The organism is Bacteroides sp. RTP31139st1_H2_RTP31139_211217 (assembly GCF_040227615.1).
Lineage (GTDB): Bacteria > Bacteroidota > Bacteroidia > Bacteroidales > Bacteroidaceae > Bacteroides > Bacteroides uniformis.
The window spans coordinates 1-12036 of sequence record NZ_JBCNZM010000148.1 but is presented as its reverse complement, the minus strand read 5'-3'; the positions used below and the strand labels follow the sequence as shown (position 1 = coordinate 12036).

Sequence of the window (12036 nt, the reverse complement as noted above, 5' to 3'; positions counted from 1 at the left end):
CCATTGGGGTAGCGGCATTGTCCAGCCCCAGCATGTTGGCAGAGAGATTCATGAATATGGAACCCATGGCAGGATGTCCTTTCGGTATTTCGGGAAAGAGACGGCAGAATACCGGACTCAGCCAACGGGAGAGGGCATTGATCATGCCGCTGTTTTCGCCTATTTTCATCACGCCGAGCCAGAGGGCGAGTATTCCCGTCAGTCCCAGGGATATTTCAAAAGCTGTTTTGGAAGAGGAGAAGGTGGAGTTGACGAGTTCTGTGAATATCTCCACATCACCCATAAAGATGAGTTTGCAGAGGGCCACGATGAATGCGATGACGAAGAATGCTACCCAGATGTAATTTAAAACCATGTATCGTTACTTTGTTTCTAATGGATTAATATTTGTTTTCGTTGGCAAGATTCCAGGCGTTGAGGAAAGCTGCTTTGGTTATTTCTATCATTTTCTCCCAGTTCAGCCGATCGGTGTGGTCCGAAGGCTGGTGATAATCGGGATGTCCGTCTGTGTGGTACCAGATGATGGGGATGTTGCACAGGGCAAAAGAAGCATTGTCACTTCCTCCCGTGGGGCGGTCCCAGGCGCGGTAGTCCGGTTGCAGGCGCAAGCTGTAGCGTGCAATGTCCTGCTTCAGCCAGTCGCCGAATACGGGGTGGGCGGCGGTGTAGAAGTAGACAACGTGTTGAGGCTGCTCGGGCTTATTGTTACGGCCTATCATGTCGAAATTGAGATAACCTTTCACCTGGCTGATGAAAGGACAGCTTTGTACAAAGTATTTTGAGCCGAGCAATCCCTTTTCTTCCCCATCCCAAAAGGCAAAGATGACCGTGCGCAGAGGCTTCTGTCCGGTGGCAAGAAATGCACGGGCTATCTGCAGGACGGCAGAGACACCGGAGGCATTGTCGTCTGCACCGTTGTATATCCGGTCGTTTGCCAGCGTCTCGTCCACACCCAGATGGTCGAAGTGGGCACCTACGATGACATATTCATCCGGTCGTTCTCCCGGGATGGTTCCCAATACATTACTCATCTGCAGGATGCGGTGGACGCCTTGTTTAAGGATGGCGATGGAGTCGGGATGCACTTGCCACCGTCCCCGTTGTTGGCGTTCCTTGTTGTAAGCCTTGAAGGGTTGGTAATAATTGTCCTTTTCCAGCGGGGCAATGCCGGCTTCTTTCAGGCAGGATGCCAGATAGCGGGCAGCCAGTCGTGAACCGTGCATGCCTGCTTCGCGTCCTTGCAGCTCATCGTCGGCCAGAAAGCCGACAATAGCCTTGGCCGAAGTGCGGCTGATGCTTTGCAACCCCTTTTCTTGTGGAGATTGTGCATGTAAGGATAGTGCGAAAGAAAGGCAGCAGATTGCTCCCAAAACAGCTTTATACATGTCGTACGGTTTTAAGGATTGGACATACCGGTTGCAAAATTAAAGATAACTTTCCATAGTTTCTATATAAATGTTGTATTTTTGTCCATTGGCAGATGAATTCAAATCCGTGTAAATCAAATGAGAGAAGGATGAAAAAGAAGAATGAAGCAGTGGAAACCGTCTTGTGCGAACGTGTGCTTTCGGCAGAAGAAGTGGCGTGCATCTCGGTACAGATTCAGCAGGAATTGGAGGCGTATATCGACCCGGTGAAAAGGGAGTATCTTCCCCGTTTCTTCAAGACCGGAAAGGGGCAGTATGGCGAGGGGGATAAGTTTCTGGGAGTGGTGGTACCCAACACCCGGCAGGTGGCAAAGCAGCACAAGCACGAACCTTTTGGGGTAATGGCAACCTTGCTTCAGAGTGAATGGCACGAGTGTCGCCTTTGTGCCTTGCTGATGTTGGTGGAGCGATTCAAAAAGAGCGATGAAAAGGGGAAAAAGGAGATTTATGACTTTTACCTTTCGCAAACGGGCCGTATCAATAATTGGGATTTGGTCGATTTGTCTGCCCCCGGCATTGTGGGCGAATATTTGAAAGACAAACTTCGTAAAGACCTCTACCGGCTGGCGGATAGTCCGCTGCTTTGGGACCAGCGCATTGCTGTGGTATCTACCTATACACTTATCAAAAATGGTGATTTCATCGATATATTAGCCCTTTCGGAGCGGCTGCTCCATCATAAGCATGACTTGATGCAAAAGGCGGTAGGATGGATGCTCCGGGAGATGGGTAAGCGGGACAAGGACTTGCTGGTACAATTCTTGGAGAAGTATTGCAGGACGATGCCGCGAACGATGTTGCGCTATGCCATAGAGAAGTTTCCAGAGGAGGAGCGCAAGGAGTTTATGAAGCGCTGATGGGGAATGAAAATCGTTAAACTGTATTTTGCTCTTCTTGCCAACAAGTTGACAAGTTTTTGCCACCTTATTGGCAAGACTTTGCCACCGCGTTGGCAAACTTTTGCCATAGGCATGGCAAAGTTTTGCCAAAGGTGAGGCAAAGAGTTGGCAAAATTAGTCTCTGATGGTCAGTGTGTTACCAAAGGTAGCCTTCTGCGTAACTATCAAATTCTGTAGCCATGCCGGCATCCAGATGTCTGAAGACGTTCAGTACGGATTGTTGCTCTTCGGGGAGCAGCAGGCGTTCGCCTTTGCGGGCGCGGTAGTAGGTGCGTTGGCCGAAGCCGGCTATCAGGTTGGCGATGGCGATTCCCCGCTTGTTGTAGGGTAGGCTGTTCAGCATGTTCATGAAGCCTTTGGCGTAACGCGCCTTCTGACTGGAGCGGTAGAAGGGGCATTCCCCTTTGACGGTGGCAAGGCGTTTGGGGCTGATGATTTTCCAGTAATCCTTTTCGGTAGGCATGCTCTGCATGGCGAGCTGGCGGAGGCAGGTGGCAGCCTTGGGGCATTGCCCGTTGAGGCATAAGGGGTAGTCGAAGGGGACTTGGGTAAAGGATATTTCTTCTTTCATAAGTAGCGTGTTCTATGCATTGTGCTTTCAGCAGGGGGGAGATTCGGCTTGCTGTCAGTAAATGGCTAGTTATTCTGCACAAATGTAGGAAGAAAGTGTGAGCCTGCAAATATATTTCAAGTATATATCTTGCTACTTCTATCGTTTTTTCTGTAATTTGCCTCCGGGCAGCATAATATTCCGTTGTATGGAGCGTACCAGGTATGTCATACGCCTTTTACTTATGTGAAAAAAGAAAGGGGATGAGTGCTATCTCAAAATAAATTCGTTATTTTGCAGGAAACAAAAGGAATATCCCTATGATTACTTATCTTAAAATAAATGGTTTTAAGTCATTTCATAATTTTGAAATGGAGTTTACCCCTTTGACCATTGTTGCAGGAACAAATGCTGCTGGGAAGAGTAACTTGTTTGATGCATTGAATCTGTTGTCACGCTTGGCTGAAGTGGACAAAATACATACAGCATTCAGAGAAGGGCAAAGAGGTGATTTGTTTGAACTATTCACTCAGTATGATGAACATGCTTATGCCGATGAAATGGAGTTTTGTGTGGAAGTGCTGGTAAATCGTGAAGTGACTGATGCTTGGGGAGCTACTGCAAGATTGAAATATACGAGGTTGCGTTATGAACTAAAAATACATCGCTTTGTAAACTCCAGTGGTATTGATGATTTAGAAGTTGTTTATGAACATTTGGCTACATTGAAACATCAAGAAGACAAATGGATAAAACTTTTGCCTAAAGAACAAATAGAATTTTGGAGACCTAAAGTAATTACAGGGAAACGTGGTCAACCTTATATCTATACACAAGAGCAAAATGAATTGCCTACGGTATTTGTTCCTCAAGATGGTGGTGGAGGTAACAAGCGAAGTTTTCCCCTGAGAAATGCTACGCGTACGGTATTGAGCAGCATTGATTCTGTTGATTTCCGCCATATTCTGGCCGTGAAGCAGGAAATGATCAGTTGGCGTTTCTTACAGTTGAACCCGGAGGATTTACGTCAACCCACAAGTAAGAGGACGGGAGAAGATGTCATTGGTGTTTCTGGGAAAAACCTGGCTGCAGCATTATTTAGGATTCAGCAGGAAGATAAATATTCATTGGTAGAGATATCTCGTGAATTAAATAGTTTTATTCCCAACTATACCCAGGTCTTTGTAGAAGATGATACAGAAAACAAGCAGTATATCATTTATCTGAAGAATGTGGACGGAAAGAAATACTCTTCCCGCGTGTTGTCCGAGGGTACGTTGCGATTGCTTACGCTTTGCATCCTGCAACACGATATGAAATACTCCGGTTTGCTTTGTTTTGAAGAACCGGAGAATGGCATTCACCCATTTAGGATAAAATCAATGGCGAAATTATTGAAGGATTTGACCACTAACTTTGAAGACCATGATCTACCTTTAAGACAAGTGATTGTGAATACGCATTCTACCGTTTTTGTCGGTGAAATTCAGAAATGGGAAGATGATTTGAATGTTTCCATCCATTTTGCGGAGATGAAATCAAGAGTGCTTTCTTTGCCATCGGGCAATAAGGTGAAACTCGATGTTTCGAAAATTATACAAGTTCCTAAAGAAGGGCAATTGACTATCAATTTCTCTGAGCAAGAACGAAAGCTTTCTTTGCAAATGATTAAGGAGTACTTAGAAAATACCCTAAAGGAGTGGTAATATGGCTAGACAATTATTTATTGGATTAATCACGGAAGGCCCTACGGATGTACGTTTCTTGCAGAGTGTGGTGGAAAGGACTTTTATTGATGTGGCTTTTGAATGCGAGAATGATTTAGAACCATACGTGAAATGCTTGACTGTGGAAAAAGTGCGACTTAGTTTTAATGAATATGTAGAGAAAGCTTCACGTCGAGGAATGGAAGAGATGGGTATGGATATACTTTGTGTCCATACAGATGCTGATAGTAAGGATACTAAAAGAGCCTATGCTGAAAAGATAAATCCGGCCAAAGAGTTCTTGTCTGATAAGAAAGGGGAGATTTGCAAGAGTCTGATTCCTATTGTTCCAGTGAGGATGGTAGAAGCATGGATGCTTGCTGACAAAGAACTATTAAAAGAGGAAATGGGTACAAGGATGTCGGATGAAGAATTGGGTATAAATCGTATGCCGGAACTTTATCTTGATCCTAAGGCTACCATTATACAAGCCATAGGTAAATCTAATCGGACTACGACACGTAGGCATAGGAAGGATTTGGATATTAGTGAACTATATGCTTCCATTGGTGCGAGGTTGGAATTGGAAAAGTTGCATCTGCTTCCTTCATATAGGCAATTTGTGGATGAGGTCAGAGAAGCCTACAGACAGTTGGGATTGTTACGGTAATGTGGAAAAATCAATAGGAAATAAAGCAGTGTTTGGAACATGATAGATAGTATGGAACAAGAAGATTTTGATATACGCAACCAGCAGCCCGTCACCAGCCGAGAACGTGATTTCGAGAACGCTCTCCGTCCGTTGAATTTTGAGGATTTCAGCGGGCAGGACAAGGTGGTGGACAATCTGCGCATATTTGTGAAAGCTGCCCGCCTGCGTGGCGAGGCGCTGGACCATGTGTTGCTTCACGGCCCTCCCGGATTGGGAAAAACAACACTCAGCAATATCATAGCCAACGAACTGGGCGTAGGTTTCAAGATAACTTCCGGTCCGGTACTCGACAAGCCGGGGGATTTGGCGGGAGTGCTTACCAGTCTGGAGCCCAATGATGTACTTTTCATCGACGAAATACACCGGTTGAGCCCCGTAGTGGAGGAATATCTGTACTCAGCCATGGAGGACTACCGCATAGACATCATGATAGACAAAGGCCCTTCTGCCCGAAGCATACAGATTGATTTGAATCCTTTCACGCTGGTGGGAGCTACCACGCGTAGCGGTCTGTTGACAGCTCCGTTGCGTGCCCGTTTCGGTATCAACCTGCATCTGGAATATTACGATGATGATGTGTTGAGCGGCATTATCCGTCGTTCGTCCGGCATCCTCGATGTGCCTTGCTCCGTAAGGGCTGCCGCCGAGATTGCGAGCCGCAGCCGTGGCACACCGCGTATTGCCAATGCATTGCTGCGGCGTGTACGCGATTTTGCCCAAGTGAAAGGTTCGGGAAGCATCGATACGGAAATCGCACAGTTTGCCCTCGAAGCCCTGAATATCGACAAATACGGTCTGGATGAGATAGATAATAAGATACTCTGCACCATCATTGACAAGTTCAAAGGCGGCCCGGTGGGACTGACCACCATTGCCACCGCTTTGGGCGAAGATGCCGGCACGATAGAGGAAGTCTATGAACCGTTCTTGATAAAAGAGGGTTTCCTGAAACGTACCCCCCGTGGGCGTGAAGTGACGGAACTTGCCTACAAGCATTTGGGGCGGAGTCTCTATAGTAGCCAGCGTACCTTGTTTGGCGACGAGTGATTCATTAATCATTAATCACTAACCATTAATCATTAAAAAGAAGTGGCCGGATTAAAATCATTGGCAAAAGAAACTGCCATTTATGGGCTGAGCAGTATTGTGGGGCGTTTCCTCAATTACCTGCTGGTGCCCGTATATACCATGGCGATGTCCGCACAGAGTGGCGGCTATGGCGTAGTGACGAATGTATATGCGTGGGTGGCCCTCATGCTGGTATTATTGACGTGCGGCATGGAAACCGGTTTCTTCCGCTTTGCCAATAAAGGGGAGGATGACCCGATGCGTGTGTACTCCACGACATTACTCAGTGTGAGTATGGGGGCGCTTACTTTCCTTGCATTGGGGCTGCTGTTTCTCGACCCTATTGCCGGATGGATGGAGTACAGTGAGCATCCCTGGTACGTGGGCATGATGATGATTGTGGTGGCGATGGATGCTATTCAAAGCATTCCTTTCGCTTATTTGCGCTACAAGAAGCGTCCCATTAAGTTTGCGGCACTCAAACTGCTGTTTATCTTCCTGAATATAGCACTGAATCTGGTCTATTATGTAGGGATGAAAGGGGATGACGTGGGCTATGCCTTCCTTTTCAATCTGATATGCACCTCTACCATTATGCTTTGCATGATTCCGGAGTTACGCGGGTTTGCTTATGTGCTGGATAAAAAACTGTTGAAGCGGATGCTTGCTTACAGTCTGCCGTTACTGGTACTTGGCTTGGCGGGTATCTTGAATCAGGTGGCCGATAAGATTATTTTTCCTTTTGTCTATCCGGATGAGGCGGAAGCTACCGTGCAGTTGGGCATTTATGGAGCTGCCAGCAAAATTGCTATGGTGATGGCGATGCTTACACAAGCTTTCCGCTATGCATACGAGCCTTTTGTCTTCGGAAAGAGCCGGGACAAAGACAATAAGCAGGTATATGCGCAGGCCATGAAGTTTTTCATCATCTTTACACTGCTGGCATTCCTGGCTGTCATGTTCTATCTGGATATTTTGCGCTATATCATCGGCCCTGATTACTGGCCGGGATTGCGGGTAGTGCCTATCGTGATGGCTGCCGAAATCTTTATGGGTATCTATTTCAATCTTTCCTTCTGGTACAAGCTGATTGACGAAACGCGTTGGGGAGCTTATTTCTCCTTGATAGGTTGCACGGTGCTGGTAGTGATGAACATACTTCTGATTCCCCGATACAGTTATATGGCTTGTGCCTGGGCAGGATTCTGTGGCTATGGCATCGCCATGCTTCTGTCCTATTTCGTAGGGCAGAAGAAGTATCCCATTCAGTATGACCTGAGGGCTATCGGTAGTTATGTGCTGCTTGCGGCAGTACTCTATCTGGCTGCCGAATATGTCCCGATAGAAAATATTTACCTGCGTATGGCGTACCGTACCGTTTTGTTGCTGCTCTTTGTGGCCTATATCGTGAAGTGCGACTTGCCGTTGAGGCAGATTCCGTTCATTGGTAGGCTGGTGAAGTGAGGTTAGAGAAGTTAGATTGATAAACATTGCGTATTTAACAGTTTTGTCAAGAAAAGCATTACTTTTGTACTGTTATTAAAACTGAAGTGACACAATGGACAGAAAAATCAATCGCATAAAGATTGTTTTGAAATCAAGGATTGTGCAGAAGAGCAAACAATAAATTCAGAATCAAGTATGATTAAATCAGAAGCAATTCAGAATCTCCTCGCAAGATTCGAATCCATTGCGTGTGAATACGAAGGCGTGGAGTGCTGGAGTGCTCGCGAATTATATCCCATTCTGGGCTATGCCAAATGGCAAACGTTTGAGAATGTTTTAGGAAAAGCTAAGGAGGCTTGCCAAAACGCTGGTGTAGAGACGAGTAATCATTTTACCGGCATCAGTAAAACGATACTTATGCCTAAAGGTGCATCAAAGGACATTGAAGACTTTATGCTCACTCGCTATGCCTGCTACCTCGTGGCACAAAATGGTGACCCTCGTAAGTCGGAGATTGCTTTTGCCCAAAATTACTTTGCTGTACAAACACGTGTGGCAGAGGTAATAGAGCAACGACTTCTTGACTACGACCGTGTCCAGGCTCGCCATAAGTTGGCAGAGACAGAGAAACGCCTCTCTGGTGTTCTTTACGAGCGTGGTGTGGATGACAAGGGGTTCGGAATCATACGTAGTAAGGGCAACCAAGCTCTTTTTCGCATGAACACTGCTATGCTTAAACGTAAACTTGGAGCACCGGAAAAACGTGCTTTGGCAGATTTCTTGCCAACTCTTGGCATTAAGGCAAAGGACTTTGCTGCCGAGATGACCAGCAGTGTTTTACGAGGCGTTTCATTGAGAGAAAATTGAAAACTGATAATTGATAATGGAAGAAAAGACGACCGACAACAGAAATACCTTCGCTATCAAGACTTTTCTGAAAGACTATCTTGATTTGCGCAAAGACAAGGACAATGAACTGGAAACTGTAGATTCCATCCGTAAGGGAGTGGAATTCAAAGGAGCCAATCTTTGGATTCTGATATTCGCCATATTCATGGCCTCGTTGGGATTGAATGTAAACTCCACAGCCGTGATTATCGGTGCCATGCTCATCTCGCCGCTGATGGGGCCTATCATGGGCGTGGGGCTTTCTGTGGGGTTGAATGATTTTGAATTGATGAAGCGGTCTTTGAAGAGCTTCTTGATAACTACCTTGTTCAGTGTGACCACTGCTACCATTTTCTTTCTGGTGAGTCCCGTTGCCGAGGGGCAGTCGGAATTGCTGGCACGTACGTCACCCACCATTTATGACGTATTCATCGCCTTGATGGGTGGCTTGGCAGGTGTGACGGCGCTCTCTACCAAAGAGAAAGGAAATGTGATTCCGGGTGTTGCCATTGCCACGGCTTTGATGCCGCCTCTCTGTACGGCAGGCTACGGGCTGGCAACGGGTAACTTGATTTATTTCCTCGGTGCATTCTATCTTTATTTCATCAATTCCGTGTTTATCAGTCTTGCCACTTTCCTGGGCGTGCGCGTGATGCACTTCCAGCGCAAGGAGTTTGTGGATAAGAACCGGGAGAAGAAAGTACGTAAATATATCGTCCTGATTGCTATCTTGACCATGTGTCCCGCTGTCTATCTAACGGTAGGTATCGTCCAGGATACCTTCTTTGAGAGTGCTGCCAACCGTTTTGTCAACGAGCAGCTCTCCTTTGAGAATACGCAGGTGCTGGACAAGAAAATCCATCACGAGGGCAAGGGCCACGAAATACGTGTCGTGCTGATTGGGCAGGAGGTGCCCGAAGCTTCCATCGCCATTGCCCGCAGTAAGATGAAAGACTATAAGCTGGACAATACCAAGCTGATAGTCCTCCAAGGCATGAACAATGAAGCGGTGGATATTTCTTCCATCCGTGCCATGGTGATGGAAGACTTCTACAAGAACAGCGAGCAGCGTCTGGTGGAACAGAAACAGAAGATTGCCACACTGGAGCAGAATTTGGAAAGATACAAAACCTTCGATGAATTGGGCAAGAAGATTATCCCGGAACTGAAAGTGCTCTACCCGTCGGTAAAGACCGTATCAATATCTCATGCGATTGAACTGGCGGTAGATTCTGTACGGGTGGATACTGTGACCCTTGCCGTCTTGAAATTCGGCAAGCATCCGGGTGCGCACGAGAAGGAAAAGATTGCGGAGTGGCTCAAGGCGCGTACGGGTGCCAAGCAATTGAGGCTGATTACTGAATAATACAAGAATTGACGGAATGAAAATAAGATTTATACTGATAGCTGTCTGCTTCCTTTTTTCTCTGCCGGGACAAGCGGATGAAGGGATGTGGATGCTGGGAAATCTGAACAAGCAGACACGCCAGACCATGAAAGAGTTGGGCTTGCAGATGTCTGTCAACAAGCTATACAATACGAAACGCCCGTCGCTGAAGGATGCGGTAGTCAGCTTCGGAGGCTTTTGTTCCGGAGTGGTGGTGTCCGGGGATGGGCTGGTGTTTACCAATCATCACTGCGGCTTCAGCAGCATACAGCAACACTCGTCTGTGGAGCACGACTATCTGAAAGACGGATTTGTGGCACGTAATCTTAGTGAAGAACTGCCTAATCCGGAACTTTACGTCCGCTTCCTCTTGCACCAGCAAGACGTGACCCGTCGGGTACTTGGAGCAGTAAAACCGGATATGAACGAATCTGAGCGTACAAGTGTAGTAGATTCGGTGATGCTGGTCATTGGCGAAGAGGTTTCTCGTAAAGACTCCACGCTGATAGGCATTGTGGATGCTTACTATGGAGGCAATGAATTCTGGCTTTCCGTTTATCGCGACTACAATGATGTGCGTTTGGTATTTGCACCGCCTTCCTCAGTGGGCAAGTTCGGCTGGGACACTGACAACTGGGTATGGCCGCGCCATACGGGCGACTTCGCCGTATTCCGTATCTATGCCGGCAAAGACAACCGTCCTGCCGACTATTCTCCCGACAATGTTCCCTACCATCCCGAATACGTGGCTCCGATATCTCTGGACGGTTATCGTGAGGGTTCCTTCTGTATGACGATGGGCTATCCGGGCAGTACGGAACGCTATCTTTCCTCTTTTGGCATCGAAGAGATGATGACCACCACCAACCAGGCTCAGATAGATGTCCGTGGTGTGAAGCAGGCCATCTGGAAGCGTGAAATGGATAGCCGTGACAGCATCCGCATCAAGTACGCTTCCAAATACGACGAAAGTTCCAATTATTGGAAGAACAGCATAGGAGTGAACCGCACCATCAAGAAACTGCATGTGCTGGACAAGAAGCGTGCCATGGAGACCGAACTCCGTCGCTGGATACAGCAGACACCGGAGGAGCGGGAACATCTGCTGCATCTTTTTTCCGACCTGGAGCTGAACTACAAGAGCCGCCGTGATGCTTATCGTGCCAGAGCTTACTTTGCCGAATCTTTCCTGAACGGTCCGGAACTGGTGCAGCTTGCTTTGTCCATCCTCAACTTCGACTTTGAGGGGGAAGAGAAAACGGTGGTTGCCAATCTGAAAGCTATCGTTGAGAAATATGCCAATCTGGACTTGGGCATTGACAAGGAAGTGTTTACAGCACTGTTGAAAGAATACCGCTCCCAAGTGGATTCCACCTATCTGCCCGAGCTCTACCAGACGATTGCGACAGAATACGGAGGTAACGAGCGTACCTATGTGGATAGTCTTTATGCCCGCTCGGAGCTGACCACCCCCCGTGGATTGAAGCGTTTTCTGGAGCAGGACACCACCTATCAGATATATAATGACCCTGCCATCAACTTGGGCATCGACCTCATCACGAAGCTATTCGAGATGAATATGCAGGTACAGCAGGCTTCCGGTGAAATCGAGCGGAATGAACGTTTGTTCAACTCTGCCGTGCGACGTATGTACGCATCCCGTAACTTCTATCCCGACGCCAACTCCACCATGCGTTTGAGTTTTGGCACTGTCTGCGGTTATGCCCCCTTCGACGGAGCGGAATATGATTATTATACCACCGCGAAAGGTATTCTGGAGAAAGTCAGAGCCCATGCAGGCGATGTGGATTTTGAAGTGCAGCCTGAGTTGCTATCCCTTCTTTCCTCCGGTGATTTCGGTAGATATGCCGATGAGAAGGGAGAAATGAATGTCTGCTTTATCTCCAATAATGACATTACGGGAGGCAATTCCGGCAGTGCCATGTTCAATGC

The 12036-nt window shown here is 47.2% G+C and carries 10 protein-coding genes and 1 pseudogene; 8 read left to right on the top strand and 3 right to left on the bottom strand.

The features are described 5' to 3' along the window. On the bottom strand, window positions 1-355 hold a 355-nt coding region (locus ABUA47_RS19110), incomplete at its 3' end, for a nucleoside recognition domain-containing protein (protein ID WP_349831903.1). 25 nt (window positions 356-380) lie between these two features. Beyond that, entirely contained in the window at window positions 381-1385 is a 1005-nt protein-coding gene (locus ABUA47_RS19105) for a M28 family metallopeptidase (RefSeq protein ID WP_005833906.1), read from the bottom strand. Window positions 1386-1516: 131 nt separating this feature from the next. On the opposite strand from ABUA47_RS19105, the gene ABUA47_RS19100 reads away from it, so the two are divergent. Continuing rightward, window positions 1517-2284: a DNA alkylation repair protein gene (locus tag ABUA47_RS19100; RefSeq protein WP_005833905.1), complete on the top strand. Its 768-nt coding sequence runs from the start codon at window positions 1517-1519 to the stop codon at window positions 2282-2284. 178 nt (window positions 2285-2462) lie between these two features. Here ABUA47_RS19100 and ABUA47_RS19095 read toward each other — a convergent pair whose 3' ends face one another. Beyond that, window positions 2463-2897: a DUF6078 family protein gene (locus tag ABUA47_RS19095; RefSeq protein ID WP_005833904.1), complete on the bottom strand. Its 435-nt coding sequence runs from the start codon at window positions 2895-2897 to the stop codon at window positions 2463-2465. Between the two features lie 299 nt (window positions 2898-3196). On the opposite strand from ABUA47_RS19095, the gene ABUA47_RS19090 reads away from it, so the two are divergent. The 7 genes and pseudogenes from ABUA47_RS19090 to ABUA47_RS19060 form a co-directional block, all read left to right on the top strand. Next, window positions 3197-4582 carry an AAA family ATPase gene (locus ABUA47_RS19090; protein ID WP_016272131.1) on the top strand — a complete coding sequence of 462 codons (1386 nt, stop codon included), beginning with the start codon at window positions 3197-3199 and terminating at the stop codon, window positions 4580-4582. A gap of 1 nt (window position 4583) precedes the next feature. Next, window positions 4584-5252 (top strand): DUF4276 family protein, encoded by a 669-nt coding sequence (locus ABUA47_RS19085; protein ID WP_016272130.1) that lies wholly within the window; start codon window positions 4584-4586, stop codon window positions 5250-5252. A 51-nt stretch (window positions 5253-5303) separates the two neighbouring features. Next, window positions 5304-6341: a Holliday junction branch migration DNA helicase RuvB gene (ruvB, locus tag ABUA47_RS19080; protein WP_034525480.1), complete on the top strand. Its 1038-nt coding sequence runs from the start codon at window positions 5304-5306 to the stop codon at window positions 6339-6341. Window positions 6342-6383: 42 nt separating this feature from the next. Continuing rightward, window positions 6384-7826: a lipopolysaccharide biosynthesis protein gene (locus tag ABUA47_RS19075; protein ID WP_009037445.1), complete on the top strand. Its 1443-nt coding sequence runs from the start codon at window positions 6384-6386 to the stop codon at window positions 7824-7826. Window positions 7827-8006: 180 nt separating this feature from the next. Then, window positions 8007-8639, top strand: a pseudogene (gene dinD, locus ABUA47_RS19070) (DNA damage-inducible protein D); the annotation flags it as partial. A 52-nt stretch (window positions 8640-8691) separates the two neighbouring features. After that, complete coding sequence (locus ABUA47_RS19065) at window positions 8692-10062, top strand: TIGR00341 family protein (protein ID WP_005826112.1); 1371 nt, start codon at window positions 8692-8694, stop codon at window positions 10060-10062. A 16-nt stretch (window positions 10063-10078) separates the two neighbouring features. Then, window positions 10079-12036 (top strand): S46 family peptidase (locus ABUA47_RS19060; RefSeq protein WP_349831901.1); only part of this gene is annotated, 1958 nt, incomplete at its 3' end.